Origin of the sequence: Siminovitchia sp. FSL W7-1587 (assembly GCF_037963795.1) — a bacterium.
Taxonomy (GTDB): domain Bacteria; phylum Bacillota; class Bacilli; order Bacillales; family Bacillaceae_C; genus Siminovitchia; species Siminovitchia thermophila.
Map to the genome: position 1 here is coordinate 678,741 of NZ_CP150169.1, position 17,595 is coordinate 696,335.

At 42.6% G+C, this 17,595-nt stretch carries 15 protein-coding genes and 1 riboswitch; of the genes, 3 read left to right on the forward strand and 12 right to left on the reverse strand.

Features of this window, described 5'->3' with window-relative positions; all coding sequences use genetic code 11:
• Positions 1 to 5 precede the first annotated feature (5 nt).
• Together ribE and ribD are read right to left on the reverse strand one after the other, a co-directional pair.
• Positions 6 to 650 (reverse strand): riboflavin synthase, encoded by a 645-nt coding sequence (gene ribE / locus NST31_RS03275; RefSeq protein WP_205179264.1) that lies wholly within the window; start codon positions 648 to 650, stop codon positions 6 to 8.
• Positions 631 to 1,749: a bifunctional diaminohydroxyphosphoribosylaminopyrimidine deaminase/5-amino-6-(5-phosphoribosylamino)uracil reductase RibD gene (gene ribD, locus NST31_RS03280; RefSeq protein ID WP_339163860.1), complete on the reverse strand. Its 1,119-nt coding sequence runs from the start codon at positions 1,747 to 1,749 to the stop codon at positions 631 to 633. Before ribD ends, ribE begins: the two co-directional genes overlap by 20 nt.
• Before the next feature lie 149 nt (positions 1,750 to 1,898).
• Positions 1,899 to 2,040, reverse strand: a riboswitch (FMN riboswitch).
• Positions 2,041 to 2,736: 696 nt separating this feature from the next.
• On the opposite strand from ribD, the gene NST31_RS03285 reads away from it, so the two are divergent.
• Positions 2,737 to 3,840 carry a nitric oxide synthase oxygenase gene (locus tag NST31_RS03285; RefSeq protein WP_205179260.1) on the forward strand — a complete coding sequence of 368 codons (1,104 nt, stop codon included), beginning with the start codon at positions 2,737 to 2,739 and terminating at the stop codon, positions 3,838 to 3,840.
• Between the two features lie 893 nt (positions 3,841 to 4,733).
• Here NST31_RS03285 and aceA read toward each other — a convergent pair.
• The 9 genes from aceA to NST31_RS03330 all read right to left on the reverse strand — a co-directional run bounded on the left by aceA (position 4,734) and on the right by NST31_RS03330 (position 16,084).
• Positions 4,734 to 6,008 (reverse strand): isocitrate lyase, encoded by a 1,275-nt coding sequence (gene aceA / locus NST31_RS03290; RefSeq protein WP_077112235.1) that lies wholly within the window; start codon positions 6,006 to 6,008, stop codon positions 4,734 to 4,736.
• 135 nt (positions 6,009 to 6,143) lie between these two features.
• A complete protein-coding gene (locus NST31_RS03295) occupies positions 6,144 to 6,431 on the reverse strand; it encodes a hypothetical protein (RefSeq protein WP_077112234.1) in 288 nt (95 codons plus the stop codon).
• Positions 6,432 to 6,562: 131 nt separating this feature from the next.
• The gene (locus NST31_RS03300; protein ID WP_077112232.1) at positions 6,563 to 8,746 is read right to left on the reverse strand and encodes a malate synthase G; all 2,184 of its coding nucleotides are present in this window, start codon (positions 8,744 to 8,746) and stop codon (positions 6,563 to 6,565) included.
• Positions 8,747 to 8,969: 223 nt separating this feature from the next.
• A complete protein-coding gene (tatC, locus tag NST31_RS03305) occupies positions 8,970 to 9,800 on the reverse strand; it encodes a twin-arginine translocase subunit TatC (RefSeq protein ID WP_077112230.1) in 831 nt (276 codons plus the stop codon).
• A 17-nt stretch (positions 9,801 to 9,817) separates the two neighbouring features.
• A complete protein-coding gene (gene tatA / locus NST31_RS03310) occupies positions 9,818 to 10,009 on the reverse strand; it encodes a twin-arginine translocase TatA/TatE family subunit (RefSeq protein ID WP_077112228.1) in 192 nt (63 codons plus the stop codon).
• Positions 10,010 to 10,027: 18 nt separating this feature from the next.
• On the reverse strand, positions 10,028 to 11,737 hold the full coding sequence (locus NST31_RS03315) for a GMC family oxidoreductase (RefSeq protein WP_077112226.1): 1,710 nt from the start codon (positions 11,735 to 11,737) through the stop codon (positions 10,028 to 10,030).
• 14 nt (positions 11,738 to 11,751) lie between these two features.
• Positions 11,752 to 12,498, reverse strand: a complete 747-nt coding sequence (locus NST31_RS03320; protein WP_077112225.1) for a gluconate 2-dehydrogenase subunit 3 family protein — start codon at positions 12,496 to 12,498, stop codon at positions 11,752 to 11,754.
• A gap of 128 nt (positions 12,499 to 12,626) precedes the next feature.
• Positions 12,627 to 13,565: a dipeptidase gene (locus NST31_RS03325; RefSeq protein ID WP_339163865.1), complete on the reverse strand. Its 939-nt coding sequence runs from the start codon at positions 13,563 to 13,565 to the stop codon at positions 12,627 to 12,629.
• A 128-nt stretch (positions 13,566 to 13,693) separates the two neighbouring features.
• On the reverse strand, positions 13,694 to 16,084 hold the full coding sequence (locus NST31_RS03330; RefSeq protein WP_321189683.1) for a heavy metal translocating P-type ATPase: 2,391 nt from the start codon (positions 16,082 to 16,084) through the stop codon (positions 13,694 to 13,696).
• Positions 16,085 to 16,313: 229 nt separating this feature from the next.
• Between NST31_RS03330 and NST31_RS03335 the strand changes: the two genes are divergently transcribed.
• Together NST31_RS03335 and NST31_RS03340 are read left to right on the forward strand one after the other, a co-directional pair.
• The gene (locus NST31_RS03335) at positions 16,314 to 16,406 is read left to right on the forward strand and encodes a YjcZ family sporulation protein (protein ID WP_083717573.1); all 93 of its coding nucleotides are present in this window, start codon (positions 16,314 to 16,316) and stop codon (positions 16,404 to 16,406) included.
• Between the two features lie 100 nt (positions 16,407 to 16,506).
• Positions 16,507 to 16,809 carry a hypothetical protein gene (locus NST31_RS03340; protein ID WP_077112219.1) on the forward strand — a complete coding sequence of 101 codons (303 nt, stop codon included), beginning with the start codon at positions 16,507 to 16,509 and terminating at the stop codon, positions 16,807 to 16,809.
• 23 nt (positions 16,810 to 16,832) lie between these two features.
• Here the strand turns inward: NST31_RS03340 and NST31_RS03345 are convergent, their stop codons facing one another.
• The gene (locus NST31_RS03345; RefSeq protein WP_077112217.1) at positions 16,833 to 17,177 is read right to left on the reverse strand and encodes a hypothetical protein; all 345 of its coding nucleotides are present in this window, start codon (positions 17,175 to 17,177) and stop codon (positions 16,833 to 16,835) included.
• Positions 17,178 to 17,595: the final 418 nt, after the last annotated feature.

Genomic DNA, 17,595 nt, shown 5'->3' on the forward strand with positions numbered 1-17,595 from the left:
GGAATTTATAAAAAACCATTGTTGACAAGGGTTTCCATTGTGACACCCCTGTTTGATTGGCCTGTTTTGTTGAGCATATGAAAGACATATTTTGCAAGCATGTCACATTCTATATTTACTGGATCTCCAACCGCTTTTTCGGCCAGAATGGTTGCTGTTTGTGTATGCGGAATGAGGGAAATAGTAATGTTGTTTCCCTTCACGCCAAACACGGTCAATGAGGTTCCATCAATGGCAATCGAACCTTTATCATGAATAAAGGAATGACATGTATCGGGTACTTGAATCGTTACATACAACGCGTTCTCACTGCGCTTTTTCTCTATAATGGTACCTGTGCCGTCGACGTGGCCGCTCACAAAATGTCCTCCGAATCTGCCATCGGCTCTCATTGCCCGTTCAAGGTTGACAACCGAACCAGTCCGCAATTTTTTCAAGGCGGTGGCCATATACGTTTCAGGCATGATGTCGGCCGCAAAGGAATTGGCATCAAACTTAGAAACTGTAAGACATACACCATTGACAGCGATACTGTCTCCTAAATGAACATCTTGCAACACTGTTTTGGCTGCAATCATGATCGTAAAGGATGTAGAACCGTGTACCACCTTCGAAACAGTTCCAATTTCTTCAACAATCCCGGTAAATATCGTCTTCTCCCCCTTCCTTTGGCACAGCAATAATCTTAATGTCGGGACCTACTTTTTCAACCGCTTGGAACGCGATGGGGGTTCCTTCTTTTATCAGCTCTTTTGGCGTTCCGCCAAACACTGGGCGGCCTTTATCATCAGATAATATCCTTGGCGCCATATACATGATTATTTCTTGAAATGCCTGAGCCTGAATAAAAGAAGAATGGACCGTACTTCCTCCTTCAACAAACAATGAAGTAATTTGTTCTTCTCCCAGCCACGTAAGCAGTGAATCAATATGAATCATGTCTGATGGCATTCTTTTTACTTGTACACCCAGTTGTTCAAGAGCAACCTGTCTGCTTTGTTGAGCACCTTTCCCGCACACAACAATGACTGGGGCGACACTATCATGAAGCATATTGGCTTGCAAAGGTATGGTTAAAAGGGTATCTAACAAAATTCGAATGGGATGTATTCCACCTTGGGGCAATCGAGTGGTGAGATGGGGGTTATCGGCCAGGACTGTGTTCACACCAATTAAAATCGCATCGTGGCGATGGCGATATTCATGAACATCCATCCGCGCCTCTTTTGAAGTAATCCATTTGCTGTTCCCGCTCGCAGCTGCTGTTTTTCCGTCGAAGGTAACAGCTGTTTTCAATGTGACGAACGGCTTTTTTGTTTTGATAAAATGAAAATAGTGTTTATACAAAGTTCGGGAAACATCTTCACATATTCCCGCCTCAACAAAAATTCCGGCATCGCGCAATTTGTCTGCGCCTTTTCCCCCAACAAGCGGGTTCGGATCAACACTCGCGATATAGACATTTCTAATCTTTTTGCGAATGATCAGGTTTGCGCATGGCGGCGTTTTCCCCGTATGTGAACAAGGTTCAAGCGTAACATACAGATCGGCTCCTTCAGCCTTGTCTCCCGCCTGCATAAGCGCATTTACTTCTGCATGCGGCTCTCCGGCTTTCATATGCGCTCCCATACCGATGATCCGGCCGTCTTTTACAACGACACAACCAACGGGCGGGTTCGGGCTTGTTTGTCCGATAACAGACTCGGCAAGCTGCAATGCCAATTTCATATAAAATTCTTTATCAGGCATGGCTCCTCCTTTCAAAATGACCATGATCTCGACGGAAAAGCCCCGAAACGATTTGTTTCGGGGCTTAAAAGAACAGCAAAGTTAACGTTTGGACAAAGCTTTTCCATAGAAAAATAAGCATGCTTACAAGCATGTTTTGTCCTAACGCCAGTTTCCTTCTCCCATCCAGACTATCACTGTCGGCTTTGGAATTTCACCAAATCCACCGTCTTGACACAAGACGGGTCACGGGCTAAGAGAGATCATCTCATCACCGCCGGTAGGGATTTTCACCCTGCCCCGAAGGAAAACTTATTCGAATTTTTATGATCACTGGTTTCTCCCTTTACTCGAAAGTGTTTATTATAAACATTTATGCGTTAGAAAAACGACCAAACGTCTACCAGTGATTTTACACTTTCGATTGGTTAAATTCTATCAGCATAAAAAAATAAAAGCAAGAGCTTTCTTGTCGGGGGTTTTCCGACAGCCTGTAAAAGCAAGAGCTTTCTTTCTCTTACTTCCCACCAAACCATTCAAAGAACGATTTTTTTGAAGCTTTATAAGACGTCCCACTTTAGCCACACTGAGTAGTTCATATATCAGGCGCCTATCACTGTTGAGGATGCTTCGGTTCTAACGCTTCTGGTAATTAAACAATTGCAATAGATAATCCATCTTAACATCAATTCTCATGAAATTCACCTTTATGAACACACACATTACCGTTCTGAAGTTCTTAAACCTTTTCTTTTAACCGTGCGTGATCGTCGTGTGCTCATTAAAAACATGTATAAATCACATAAAAAGCAAGTGAACGATTTTTAAGGCCTTGAACTGACGCCCCATTATGAATCGTAATAATACATAACTTTGCACTTTATTTATGTAAAAAAGGATCTTCCCAGTCATATCTATCGAATAAAAAGTTCACTAAATATGCATGTTATTTAAGTACTGCAATCATGTATTAGTGATAAACTAACTAGATGTATGGAGTTGATATGAATGATTCAGCATGTGAAAACACATCAATTACTCATGGAAGCAGCCCACTTTATAAATAATTGTTACAGTGAACTTGGGATTTCTAAAGAAAAGCAATTGAAACGAATTGAGGAAATAAAAAATGAAATAAACGCTACCGGAACTTATGTTCACAAGACTTTTGAATTAGAACACGGAGCCAAAATGGCGTGGCGAAATAGTAATCGCTGTATAGGGCGATTGCTCTGGAATAGGCTGCATGTTTTTGATGCGCGGCATGTACAAACAGCAGACGACGCCTATAAAACATTAATAAAACATATTGAATATGCTACAAATAATGGGAAAATCAGGCCTACTATCACGATCTTTGCGCCCCGAAAAAACGGAAAAAATCCAATCAGAGTTTGGAACCATCAATTAATACGTTATGCCGGATACAAAGAAGGCGATCAAGTAATTGGAGATTCAACGTCTATCAAATTGACCAACATGTGCGTAAAAATGGGGTGGCGAGGAAACAAAACCCCCTTCGATATTCTTCCGCTTGTCGTTCAAGAATATGGGGAAGAACCAAAGCTATATGAGATTCCCAAGGAAATGGTGAAAGAAGTTCCTATAACTCACCCGGAGCTTACTGGTTTTAGCAAGCTGGATATAAGGTGGTACGCTGTTCCCATTATTTCAGATATGCGTTTAGAGATAGGCGGAATTGATTATCCGCTGGCTCCGTTTAATGGTTGGTATATGGGGACCGAAATTGGAGCAAGAAACTTGGCGGATGAAGACCGTTATCATTTACTGCCAAAAGTGGCGGAAATCATGGGCTTGGATATTCAGTCCAACCGATCATTATGGATGGACAAAGCTTTAATTGAATTAAATATCGCGGTGTTGCATTCTTATGAAAAAGCGGGTGTCACGATTGTCGACCATCATACGGCAGCCAAGCAATTGAAACAATTTGAAGAAAACGAAATAAAAAGCGGACGCCCGGTCACCGGGGATTGGACATGGCTTATTCCACCAATATCTCCAGCAACAACTCATATTTTTCATAAACCTTATAACAACGAAATTTTAACCCCTAACTACTTTTATCAAGAAGATCCTCAAGAAAGCTAAACAGTCAATTTCCAACAATGAGTTGATTGAAACAGTTTGGGCTTTCCTATTTATTGTTGCTTTGAGAATTGTTTTTGACATGTGAAAATAATTGTGAATGAAAGGCCAGAAAGAATGGACGCTTTTTTAACGTGATGGTTCATGTGCCAAATGCTTTTTTTCAGTTGCCCATCCGCAATTTTCTAGATAACCCTTTTCAAAACATCCATAATCCCTCTAAGGACACATGTAGCAGGCAATGCCAAGTATACCCTAATGGGTGTGTGTCCTTATTTGGGGCTTCTTAAAAAAATGTTGGGGATGATTCTGTACGTTACGATTGCATTTACGGCAAGATTGGATTTATTCCCTGTAAAACAGGCTGAAATAACTGCTTCGGAAGCACCGCCTCTTTTTACAATTTATCCGAAGAACTCCTGTCTACATGCTGTTTATTGTTCAGCCGGATTTTTCAAAAACGAAATATTCACAAAAATGATTCTTCATGAGCAGAAGCTATGATATACTTTGATTGTACAATAGAAGAAGGCTCTCTCAAGGGTGGTCTGGCTCACTCCCGGTGAAAGGGGGTGATGCCATTGACGGTATTTGAAGCGCTGTCACTTATGATTGCTTTCGGCGCTTTGATCGCGATACTGTCCGAAGACAAAAAGAAATAGACCTCCCTTGAGCCCTCGACAAGTTTAGGGGATCGGTCTATTTCATGTAGACAATCTGAGCCGGCCGCTCTTGAAAGGGCGGCTATTGTACGAGGCCGCAAGTGTCGGCAACACTTGCGGTCCTTTTTATTTTACTTATGTCGTACCCTTTTTATAACATATTATTTTATCGATTACAATAAACAATATGCCCCGGCAGGAACAATCCTTGCCAAGGCATATGCATTTTCTTTACTAAAATTGCGCGGCTTCTGTCGATCCAGCCAACGCTGTTGTGGAAGACTTTCCGCCCGAAATGACGAGAGATACTTCATCGAAATAGCCGGTTCCGACTTCACGCTGATGGCGAGTTGCCGTATATCCGTCAGATTCGGAAGCAAATTCGGCCTGTTGCAGTTTGGAGTATGCAGCCATTCCTGTTTCTTTATATCCTTTGGCAAGCTCAAACATGCTGTGGTTAAGAGAGTGAAACCCGGCCAGCGTAACAAATTGGAATTTGTAACCCATTTTACCCAACTCTTGCTGGAAGCTGGCAATTTCCTTATCCGTTAGCTTGCTCTTCCAGTTAAATGATGGTGAGCAGTTGTACGCGAGAAGTTTTCCGGGATACTTTTCATGGATCGCTTCGGCAAATCGTCTTGCTTCATCCATATCAGGTTCGGCCGTTTCACACCAAATAAGATCGGCGTATGGAGCATACGCAAGTCCCCTGGAAATGGCCTGATCCAGCCCCGGTTTCGTATAGTAAAACCCTTCTGGACTCCTTTCTCCTGTTAAAAATGGATGATCGTAAGGATCAACATCACTTGTCAGCAAGTTCGCTGCATTGGCGTCTGTGCGTGCAACTATGACAGTAGGGATATCCATGATATCTGCAGCAAGTCTTGCGGCAATCAAATGCTTGATGGCTGTTTGGGTGGGCTGAAGCACTTTTCCTCCAAGATGGCCGCATTTCTTTTCGGATGCAAGCTGGTCTTCAAGGTGAACGCCTCCCGCACCGGCTTCAATCATTGCTTTGGTCAATTCGAATACATTTAACGGCCCGCCAAAACCTGCCTCCATATCCGCGACTATCGGCGCAAACCAGTATGTGTCTCCCTTCCCTTCCGCTTGCTGGATTTGATCGGCACGCTGCAATGTTTGATTAATGCGTTTGACAACCTGCGGCACGCTGTTGGCGGGATATAAGCTTTGGTCCGGATACATATGGCCAGCCAAGTTCGCATCTGCGGCCACTTGCCATCCGCTTAAGTAAATGGCTTTCAAACCCGCTTTTACCTGCTGCATCGCCTGATTTCCTGTTAATGCGCCAAGTGCGTTGATGTAGTCCTCTTCATTAATGAGTTTCCACAACCTCTCTGCTCCCATGCGCGCCAATGTATGTTCCACAACGACCGAGCCGCGAAGCTTTACAACATCGGCTGCCGAATACGGCCGTTCAATCCCTCTCCAGCGATCCGTTTTCCAACTTTCTTCGATTTGGCGAATTTGTTCCTCTCTTGTGGACATTCTTTTCTCTCCCATTCAATTCATATTTTTTTATCATGAGTAGATTGGCTTTAAGCCAATCTATCAATCACTCAACCTGTTGTATATCTGAATTCTAATAACACAATATGTTATATAACACTATAAGCAAAAAAATTAATCAATATCAGCGCAGCATTGCAAGGATTCCTTAAAAGAAGAGTATTCTGTTCCACACTTGGGACAAATCTCAACTTCTGTATGTGGTTTTTCCAAAACGACCACCTCCGGCGCTTTTTGCGGTACGACCACAAACGAACCATCAGCCTTTTTCTTGAGTGTTAATAATTCGTTTCCATATATAAATGTAGTTCCGTTCATATCTTCGATTGATTTTCCCATGACTAATCTTTCCATCACCCATTCGTCAATAAAGATTCTTCCAGCTGATTGGTTTGTTTGCATATTGTCACCTTCTTATGATTTGTTGTTATTAATATATAACAGACACAAATATTTATCAAGTGTTATATAACAATTATTTTGAAAAATTTTCTCTTTTACTCAATATAGCAAAATGAGCTTGACTGCTTGCCTTATGCCCTGTTCAAAGCCCGTTTCTTCTTGAATTCCAATCGGCGCCGATGCAAGATTGGTTCCGTATAGCCGTTTGGCTGATGTTTACCTTCTAATACGAGTTCACAAGCCGCTTGAAATGCGACGGATTCGTCATAGTTTTCGGACATCGGTATATAGTTTGGATCGCCAGCATTTTGTTCATCAACCACTTTTGCCATTCGTTTCATTGTTTCCAACACTTGCTCTTTCGTACAGATGCCATGATGAAGCCAGTTGGCCATATGTTGGCTTGAAATTCTCAAGGTGGCCCGGTCTTCCATTAGGCCGATATTATGAATATCAGGTACTTTGGAACAGCCCACGCCTTGTTCAACCCAGCGGACAACATACCCCAGTATGCCTTGGGCGTTATTGTCCAGTTCTTCCTGAATTTCTTCATTGCTCCAGTTTGGTATGTGCTGCAAAGGAATTTTCAATAAATCATCTTTCATATCCGCTGTTTTCTTGTAAAGCTTCTTTTGTACTTCTTTTACATTTGCTTGATGATAATGGAGCGCATGCAATGTCGCCGCTGTCGGTGAAGGCACCCACGCCGTATTTGCCCCGGCTTTGACATGGGCAATTTTTTGTTCAAGCATATCTTTCATTTTGTCAGGCATTGCCCACATGCCTTTTCCAATTTGAGCTTTGCCTGGAAGTCCAGTTGCAAGCCCTATCAAAACATTTGATTTTTCATATGCACTCAGCCATGTGGAGTGTTTCATGTCATTTTTCCGGATCATGACCCCAGCTTCCATGGAAGTATGGATTTCATCGCCTGTTCTGTCAAGAAACCCGGTATTGATAAAGACGATACGGTCACGCACCTGTTTAATACAGGCTTTTAGATTTAACGATGTCCGTCTTTCTTCGTCCATTACGCCCATTTTTATAGAGTTTCGTTCTAAACCAAGAAGATCCTCGACGCGGTCAAACAATGTATTGGCGAAAGCAACTTCCTCAGATCCATGCATTTTCGGCTTAACGATGTATATCGAGCCTTTTTCTGAATTTTTCTTTACTGTATTGCCAAGTAAATCATGCTTCGCAATTAAACTCGTTACAATCGTATCAAGAATGCCTTCCGGAACTTCTTCCCCGTTTTCATCAAGAATCGCGGGTGTTGTCATTAAATGGCCAACGTTGCGAATGAGCTGCAATGAGCGGCCTTTCAAGCGAATGTTTGTACCCTCAGATGATGTATATGTTCGATCATCACTAAGTGAACGCTGGACGGTTTTTCCATTTTTTGAAAAAGTGGAAGTGAGTGTTCCTTTCATCAGGCCAAGCCAGTTTCTGTAGACAAGCACTTTATCTTTTGCATCCACTGCAGCAACTGAATCTTCACAATCCATAATAGTGGACAGAGCCGATTCCAAAATCAAGTCTTTGACACCGGCATCATCCGTTTTTCCGATCGGATCATCATGGTCAATTTGTATTTCTACATGCAGCCCGTTATTTTTTAATAAAATTGCCTCTGGTTGTTCCATGTTACCACGGAAGCCGAAAAATTGACTTGCATCTTGCAGTCGTGCTTTGCCGCCATTTTTTAGTCGGACAATAAGCTCGCCTTCGTCCACAACATATTTTACCGCCTCCTGATGAGAGGATTTAGCCAGGGGGAACACGTGATCCAAAAATGCCTTTCCATACGCGATTACTCTTTGTCCCCTAATCGGATTGTAAGTGTCGGTCCGCTCCGCACCGTTAGATTCATCGATCGCATCTGTACCATATAATGCATCATACAAACTCCCCCACCTTGCATTGGCCGCATTAATGGCATATCTCGCGTTATTGATAGGTACAACGAGCTGCGGTCCTGCCTGTACGGCAATTTCGTCATCAACACTGTCAGTTGTGATGTGAAAATCTTCCACCTCAGGCTCCAGGTACCCAATTTCCTTCAAAAACTTCTTATAATCTTCTAACCTGAAAGAATTGACATGCTGTTGATGCCATTCATCTATTTTGCTTTGCAAGGTTTCACGTTTTTTGAGTAATTGTTTGTTTACGGGGGCAAGATCGCGAAAAATATGGTCCATTCCTTTCCAAAATGCTCCATGGTCTACACCCGTCTGGGGCAAAGCCTCTTGTTCAATGAAATCATAAAGAACCGAAGCAACCTGCATTCCGCCTACTTTTACATATTTCTCCATTCCCTCTCCTCCTAAAAAACAGCATTGTTATATATCAGATTTAATGAAATCGTATTTATTATATAACAACATTTTTGGAAATGAAAGAGTTTTTTAGCAAATCAGACCATAAATCTGGAAATTTATGAAGCAAAAGCTTCAAAAGTCTCTTTTTTTTAAAAGCCAAAAGTGCCGGCAGCTTCTTGCCAAAAAAAAAAGAATCCACTCTTTGTAAAAGGGATTCCTAAATGGATTCAACATGCTCGCGGCTTCTTTTTGCCTCCATTTTTCCAACGATATAAATGCTTGCTTCATACAGAAGCGCCATGGGAACGAGAACCATTAATTGGCTGACAAAATCGGGCGGCGTTATTAGCGCCGAAACAATGGCGATCACTAAATAAGCCCATTTTCTGGCTATTTTCATCCTCTCTTTCGTTAATACACCGATGGATGACAAAAACATGGCAATGATCGGCAATTCGAATAAAAATCCAAGCGGAATCGTTGTCATAATCAGAAAATGAATATATTCCTGAGCTGAAACGATGACATCAAAATTTATGGCCCCAACCTTCATCAGAAAATGATAGCTTAAAGGATTCACAATAAAATATCCGAAAGCTACCCCGCCGATAAACAGGAAAAACATGGCAGGTGAATAAAGGCCGAGAAATCTGATTTCCTTTGGCTTCAATCCCGGCTTGACAAACTGCCATAAAAAATGAACAAGAAAAGGAAGAGAGAGCCCGAGTGCCAGTGTTACACAAATGGAGGTGTAAAATTTCACGACTTGAAACGGGCCAAACACAACTAGCTCATTCTCTTTTGTTACGTACGGAAACCACCAGTTGATTGTTGAGAATACAGCCATCAAAAACAACATAAATACGATGCCGCTTTTTATGAATTGCTTGCGGAGATCACTAAGGTGTTCCACAAGCGAATCTGTATTCTTTTTTGCCTCCATGCCCCCTCCAGAGGATTGATCCAGTTGTTCCGTCCCTTTAGGTGAAACCGCCTGCTTATCCAAGGGACTGAGGAATCTTCGTTTTTGTTTGACTACTGGTCCCATAAAAAACACCTTCTACATCATAGTTGCTTTTTCTTATCCTGTTTCGGGGTCTCGTTCTCATCCATGATTTCCCGCGTCGACTTTTTAAATTCGGAAAGTGTTTTTCCCATCGCTCCGCCAATTTCAGGTAGTTTTTTTGGGCCAAAAATGATGAGAACGATCACCAAAATAATGATAAGGCCGGGTATGCCAATTTGTGCTACTCCCATTAAAGCCACCTCCTAACGTTATACTAGGCTTCCTCCGTTTTTACTGTATTTGATAACGCCTTCCGCACAGCGATAAGCCAGTGCGCCAACTGTCCCTGTCGGATTATATCCGCTATTATGCGGAAAATTGCCGGCACCGACAACAAACAGATTATCCGCATCCCAATGTTGCAAATAATTATTGACGACACTCGTATCAGGATCAGAACCCATGATCGTTCCGCCTGTATTATGCGTCGTTTGATAAGGAACGATGTCATAATCGGAAATCGCATTTGAAGGAACAACTTCCTTCGCGCCCATTTCCTTTATAATTTCTGCGGACCGATCCGTCGCAAATTGATGGAGCGCGCGATCCTGGTCCGTAAAATTATAAGTCATCTGCAATAATGGCAGGCCAAAGGCATCCTTGTACGTCGTGTCCAATGATAGATAATTTTCCCGGTGGGGAAGCGTTGCTCCCTGACCGCCGACAAACAGTGTCCTCGTGTAATAATGGATCGAGGCTTTTTTGAACTCCTCTCCCCACAAGGGAACATCCGGCGGAACCGGGTTGCTGGATATGGGTCTTGTGCCCGATTGTACAATCCAAATTCCCGCCCCGTGCAAAAAGTCTTCTTTTGAATGGTCAAAATTATCGCCATTAAAGTCATCCATATACATGCCCAGCGCTCCGGCTCCCATAAACGTGTTCATTTGTTCATCGAAAAATCCGGTTGCACCCGCGTTGATCTGATAACAATAATTTTTTCCAAGTGTCCCCCTTCCCGTATCCGGATCATATGGGGTCCCGATATCAGATATCATGAGAAGCTTCGCATTGTTAAGCACATAACTTGTCAGTACAACCGTTTCGGCTGGCTGGATAAACTCTTCCTTTGTCAAAGTATCGATATATCTGACACCCGTCACTTTATCCCCTTGTTTCAAAACTTCCACAACATTGGAATTTGTCCTTACTTCAAAATTTCCTGTCTTTACGGCTGTTGGAACAACCGTTACTTCCGGAGTGGATTTCGCGCCGTATTCACATCCAAACCTTTCACAAAAACCGCAATATTGGCATGCATAGATGGTCTCGCCATCCGGGTTTTTATAAGTCTCCGACAAATTTCCCGATGGCATCATGTACGGATTATATCCTTTATCTGTTGTCGCTTTTTTAAATTTCTCCAGAATTGGCGTCATTTTCATCGGTGGTGTCGGGTATTCATTTTTCCTTTTTCCTCCAAGTGGATTGGCTTCACCCGAAATGCCGGCAGTCTTTTCAAATTGATCGTAATATGGTTCAATTTCGTCATATGTAATGCCCCAATCCTGAAGCTGAAAGCCTTCCTTAATCTTGTTTTTTCCGTACTTCTTTTCCGTCTGTGACTTAATTTCAAAGTCGTATGGAAGGAATCTGAACGTCCAGCCGTTCCAGTGAGTGCCAGAACCGCCAAGCCCTTCACCAAGCAGAAATGAACCCATTTGCCGCATTGGAAGCGCACGCTCTTTACGAGTGTTTCTAAACGTAATTGTTTCCTTCGACAAATCTTGCATTAATTCATAACGGATCGCATATCTATATTCATCATGTATTCGCAAATAATCTTCCGTTCCTCTTTTTCGTCCTCTTTCCAGACCGACAACTTTTAATCCCGCTTTCGCACATTCTGCTGCGACAATACCTCCGGTCCAACCGACACCGACCGTCACAACGTCCACTTTATCCAGTGTTTTAGCCATGATTTACATCTCCTTTAATGATCCATGCTTGACAATGATTGTGGCTTGATCTTTTGAAATTTGTCACTCTCAATGACATTTATGTATGCGGCCTGATGACCCGGAAAGTTTTTCATTTTCCAACCATCCATATTGTTATTTCCGCCATAGATCGGGTCGGAGTATGCCCCCTCCAATGTGGCAGACCTAAGAAGGGTAAAGAAAAAGCTTGAGGTGACTCCATTCAATTTCACTTCCCCTTTTTGAAAAGCCGTTAAAATCTCATCCATTTGACCGCCTTCCAGATCCGTGAAGCTTTTTTTAAATCGCTTCTGAGCCTCATTGTCTAAGGCAGCGATGCCGACAGAAAAAATTTCCGCCCTTGTTAAGGGACTCTGATACCCTTGCGTCTCCTTTCCCACAAAAAACGGTCCTTGCATATATTCTCTGGAATTCATTCCATAAGCGCCCGCAAGCTGGTTGTCTATGAAATAGGGCACACCCAATTCGATGGCCCCCGGCCCCAAATCATCCTTGGGAAATATCCTTTCCGTTGCTTGGGACAGTATTTTAAAGTCTGCATCCCTCGTAAAAAACTTTCTGCCTTTCGGACTGATCTGTCTGGCTTTTTCACGGGTTTCTTCCGGGGATGTTTCCGTATTATTTCTGGCATTGTAGCCAATGACGCCTCCCAGTAAGCCGCCTCCGACCAATGTGCCAGTAACAATGCCGGACCTTTTTAAAAAGTCCCGGCGAGAAAGTCCTTTATCCTTTTCTGTCATAATGAACCCTCCTGCACTGTAAGTAAATGATCCAAACAATGAATGGATCTTTTTAAAAAAATAAAAAAACAACCGCTTAAGACTTTTATTGCACTTTAGCGGCTGTTTTAAACTCTGTAAGTGAAAAATTATTCATTTTTACTATTATTTGGTAGATGATTGAAGAAATTCTTCCATGCAAATCCTTTGACCTGTTCTTCAGAATAATATTTAAGCAATTCATTTATGAGATTTTGGTATTTAGAAGCATCTTCCAAACCGATGATATGCTCGTCGATGCCGTCAAAGTCGGAACCAAATCCGATGTGCTTGACGCCCCCCAATGAACAAAAATGATCAATGTGTTTGATGAGATCTGAAATATATACTTTTTCCTTATTGGCCGTAAAGTGCGGATAAAACACTACATGAATCATGGCGTTTTTCATAAAAAGTGTTTTTGCCTGGTCGTCGGTCAAGTTCCTCTGATGGCCACAAACTGCTTTGGCGTTTGAATGGCTGGCGATTGGATAGTTTGCTAGTTCAACCACTTCCCAAAAAGCGCGTTCACTTAAGTGGGATACGTCGGTAAACAGGTGGTGGTTGTTATGGAACTGAACAACCTGTTTTCCGAATGCAGTCAGACCTGCTCCCCGCGGCTCTTCTATTCCATCAGCCGCAAGATTGGCGTTATTCCAAGTAAGCCCGACCAGCCTTACACCAAGGCGATACAAGATACTAAGCTTTTGCGGATCACTGCCAATGCAATCAACCCCTTCAAGGGAAAGAATGGCTCCGATTTCATCTTCCCCCAATGTAAGCAAATCCGACCATTGCTTAATATGCTTCATCCCATTCTTTTCAACGATGTTTGAATAAAAATAATGCACTTGATCAAGGGCGGCTTGAAATTTTGCCTCTTCTTTCACTTCGGGAGGGACAAAAATGGCGAAACATTGGACTTTAACCTTCCCTAGTTTCATTTTTTCCCTATTGACATCCAGTTTCGGGGAATGCTCAAAATCCAATTTCCCGCTGCTGTTCCACATTTTCCACAATACGTCACAATGAAGATCCACAATATTCATGTCTTTCCCACCTGTTCTGTGTTTTTAATAAAATGATCAGTGTTCAACCAAAGAGAAGCAAAAAACTTGAAAAGGATCAGCGCTACTTTCATTTGGCTTCAAAAAAAGAAACTATTGGCAATAGGCAGTTATAGATGTATTCTTTTTAAACGCAAAGCATTTGCCACAACAGAAACCGAACTGAATGCCATGGCCGCACCCGCAATCCATGGAGCCAGCAATCCCGATGCCGCAATGGGAATTCCGGCTGTATTATATGCCAATGCCCAAAACAAATTTTGTTTGACATTTTTCATGGTAGCTTTACTGAGCTGGAATGCCTTTGATACAAGCCTTAAATCCCCACCCAAAATTGTTATATCCGCGGCTTCAATCGCCACATCGGTTCCAGTATCAATGGCAATCCCAATGTCCGCCACGGCAAGGGCTGGCGCGTCATTCATACCATCTCCAACCATCGCTACGATTTTTCCATTCTTTTGCAATTCCTGAACCATTTCCGCCTTTTGCTCTGGCAGCACTTCCGCGTATACTTGATCAATTCCCACTGTGCTGGCAATCGTATGAGCAGTCCTTTCATTATCACCTGTAAGCATGATGACTTCCAGCCCTTGTTTTTTTAATTCGTGAATGGCATCACGCGCATGTTCTTTTACCGTATCTGCAACTGCAACAATTCCGGCCAAGCGTCCATTAATGGCTATGAACATAACGGTTTTCCCTTTTTTCTCAAAATTCCGCACCTGTTTCGCCTTTTCTTGGTATAACACGAGTTGGTCCCGCATCAGCTTTCTAGTGCCGATTAAAATTTGTTTGCCATCAATATCCGCTTTAATCCCTTGTCCTTGTATTGCCTCGAAGCTTTTGACTGCTTTCGGTTTGACTCCCTTTTCTTGTCCATATGTTACTATCGCATCTGCAAGTGGATGCTCGGAAACAGATTCAGCCGAAACCAAATACTGTAAGGCATTTTGGTGGAAAAGCTCTATATCGGTAACAACCGGCTTGCCAACTGTAATGGTGCCTGTTTTATCAAAGATAACCGCATTTACTTTATGAGCAATCTCCAAATGTTCGCCACCTTTAAATAAAATGCCCGTTTCCGCCCCCTTTCCCGAACCAACCATAATGGCAGTCGGAGTGGCAAGTCCCAAAGCACAAGGGCAGGCAATGACAAGAACAGTAATGGATGCTTCCAGTGCTTTTTCCAGATTCCCCTGGTCTAAAAGGAACAGCCACGCCAGAAAAGTCGCAATGGAAATCGCCACAACGAATGGAACGAATATGCCTGAAATGTTGTCTGCCACCCGCTGAATGGGCGCTTTGCTTCCCTGGGCAGCTTCCACAACTTGAATGATGCCGGCAAGCGCTGTATCTTTCCCGACTTTTGTTGCCCTTATTTGAATCATGCCGTTTTTGTTTACTGTGCTTCCGATCACAACATCGCCCATTTGCTTTTCTACTGGAATCGCTTCTCCAGTAATCATTGATTCATCGACAAACGTCCCGCCGGAAATGATCTCTCCATCAACAGGTATTTTTTCCCCGGGACGAACTACCAAAATATCCCCCGCCTGGACTTCTTCAATTGGGACTTGCCGCTCAAGCCCATTCGTAAGGATTGTTGCATGTTTCGCCTGCAAGCGCAATAAGTGGGATAATGCCTCAGTTGTTTTTCCTTTCGCTTTCGCTTCCAACCATTTTCCAAACAATATGAGTGTGATTAACACCGCGCTCGTTTCAAAGTAAAGATGTGGTTTATATGTTGGGTAAATGAGTGAACGGATGCTTTCTAAAACACTAAAGAAAAATGCCGCGGATGTTCCGAGTGACACAAGCACATCCATATTGGCGCTTTTGTTTTTTAATGACTTGTAAGCTCCTTCGTAAAACGGCCAGCCAATATAAAACTGGACAGGGAACGCCAATGCAAGCTGTATCCAGGGGTTCGTCAAAACATGTGGAACAGGCAGTGCCAGGCCGCCTGGTAAATGAACGAGCATCGTATAGACAAGCGGCAGGGACAGCAATGCTGAAAGCAACAGTTTTTGTTTCTGTCTAAGGTCATGTTCTGATTTGTTACGTTCCGTATTTTCCTTGTTTTGATGCACCTTCGCCTCATAACCTAATGATTTCATTTTATCAATGATATCGGGAGTGGAAATCATTCCTTCCTCCATGTGGATGGATGCCGTTGCTGCCGCCAGATTCACATTAGCAGATCTGACACCCGCCATTTTATTCAATGTTTTTTCGATTCTGGCAGAACACGCAGAGCACGTCATTCCATAAACATCTAAAAGGACCTTATCTGTTTTAATGTCATAACCCAAACCCTTAATTTTATCAACGACATCAGCGGGTGTTAATGTTGTGCTGTTAATGGAAACAGAAGCTTTTTCAAGAGTCAAATGAACGGTTGCTTCCACACCCTCCATTTGGTTCAGTACTGTTTCAATTCTGTTGGAGCAAGCCGCACAAGTCATACCTTCAATGGAAAGATCAAACCGCGTTTTCACAAAATGGGGTCCCTCCTCGAAAATTAAAATGGAATGGATCACAAAATGGACATGGCCAGTCGCCACACAATACCGCATCTTTATCCCATTAATTCTACATGCTATGTCCGCAATCCTTTTTTACCTGCTTTGTCAATAAAATTAGATATTTCTCTCTATAATCTGTCCAGTCGAAGCCTTGCACCTTTACATATGATGTAGGAGATTCGGCATAAGGAGGTGGCTGTCCATGAGTGGAGGATATGGAATGGGTTTTGCCTTGATCGTCGTGCTGTTCATTTTACTAGTAATTGTAGGAACAGCTTACGGTTATGGCTATTAACGGCTATATGATGTAAAAAGAAGCGTCTATTTAGGCGCTTCTTTTTCATGTTCGAGCTTTTTTGGGACATGATAATGTTAAATTGGTTAGGAGGATCGTTATGGAGCATTTTCCAGTAATACATACAAATTTTTGGGATGCCGTTATCGCCGTTCCCGCTGTTTTGGTCGCAACTCAAATCATCAAGCTTTTGCTCCCGATACCCCGGGTGATTATTCCGACAATCGCCACTATTCTTGGATTGATGTTTTCCCTTTTCATCGCCCACCGTTTCAATTTTTGGGGGGCTGTTTTCATGGGTTTGTTCTATGGGAATGCCGCTGTCGGGACATATGCTTCATTAAAAACGACTTGGGAAACATATAGAGCATCCGGAAATAAATACTCCGGTAAACAAATTTGAAAGGAATACAACATGACATTCGGCTAAGAATGGAAACCGATCAACTTCGTTTCTTTTCCCGCTCCCACCGGACGCAGTTGCGGAAAAGCAATAATCGAATCAATATAATCCCATTTAATCAATAAATTCGTCGGACAATTTTTCCTTGACTGGTTTTCCTTTGGAACAGTAGTACCGTCTTCTTCCTGCACTTTTGTATGCTCATAACAGGGGTTTTCAACCCAAATGCCGATTGGCTCCGTATATACGAGCTTGGCAACACACCATTTTTCCGGAAAATAGATCCCTGTAATGGAGCCAGATAAAGATTCAGGCAAATGTTTAAACTTGATCTGGATTTTTTGATTTACATAATTATCTAAAAACATGATCATCCTCCTTGAAATTGGTTCTTTACTTATTCATTCCTTCATTCAAGGAGCTTAAAACACGAAATAGAGGCTGGGGCATAAGCAAATACGAAATAGCAAAAACCGAACAATTCATTTATAGTTGTTCGGGCTATTTGTGTTTAAAAAATCCCTATCATCGCTACGTCAACCTATTTCGCTTTCCTCAGGTCTCTTCAGCTTCCTCGGAAAGCAAAGGTCGCTTTCCTGCGGGATCTTCAGCTCGAGCTATTCCCGCAGGAGTCTACCTATTTTGACTACGCTAAAAGCTTGCGTATGATATACTGGGACAATTTTTCCCGCATGTAAGGTGCCGTATTGAGTGAATACAAAAGGGCTAAGTGGGAGAAAACGGCACCTAAATGCCCGATTGGTTCAACTAACATTCAGTTAGAGC

Bases quoted from the DNA above. Each gene is read 5' to 3' on its own strand.
- ribD (WP_339163860.1), bottom strand. From the start codon at position 1,749: ATGCCTGATAAAGAATTTTATATGAAATTGGCATTGCAGCTTGCCGAG.
- NST31_RS03285 (WP_205179260.1), top strand. From the start codon at position 2,737: ATGATTCAGCATGTGAAAACACATCAATTACTCATGGAAGCAGCCCAC.
- aceA (WP_077112235.1), bottom strand. From the start codon at position 6,008: ATGTCCACAAGAGAGGAACAAATTCGCCAAATCGAAGAAAGTTGGAAA.
- NST31_RS03295 (WP_077112234.1), bottom strand. From the start codon at position 6,431: ATGCAAACAAACCAATCAGCTGGAAGAATCTTTATTGACGAATGGGTG.
- NST31_RS03300 (WP_077112232.1), bottom strand. From the start codon at position 8,746: ATGGAGAAATATGTAAAAGTAGGCGGAATGCAGGTTGCTTCGGTTCTT.
- tatC (WP_077112230.1), bottom strand. From the start codon at position 9,800: ATGGGACCAGTAGTCAAACAAAAACGAAGATTCCTCAGTCCCTTGGAT.
- tatA (WP_077112228.1), bottom strand. From the start codon at position 10,009: ATGGGAGTAGCACAAATTGGCATACCCGGCCTTATCATTATTTTGGTG.
- NST31_RS03315 (WP_077112226.1), bottom strand. From the start codon at position 11,737: ATGGCTAAAACACTGGATAAAGTGGACGTTGTGACGGTCGGTGTCGGT.
- NST31_RS03320 (WP_077112225.1), bottom strand. From the start codon at position 12,498: ATGACAGAAAAGGATAAAGGACTTTCTCGCCGGGACTTTTTAAAAAGG.
- NST31_RS03325 (WP_339163865.1), bottom strand. From the start codon at position 13,565: ATGAATATTGTGGATCTTCATTGTGACGTATTGTGGAAAATGTGGAAC.
- NST31_RS03335 (WP_083717573.1), top strand. From the start codon at position 16,314: ATGAGTGGAGGATATGGAATGGGTTTTGCCTTGATCGTCGTGCTGTTC.
- NST31_RS03340 (WP_077112219.1), top strand. From the start codon at position 16,507: ATGGAGCATTTTCCAGTAATACATACAAATTTTTGGGATGCCGTTATC.
- NST31_RS03345 (WP_077112217.1), bottom strand. From the start codon at position 17,177: ATGTTTTTAGATAATTATGTAAATCAAAAAATCCAGATCAAGTTTAAA.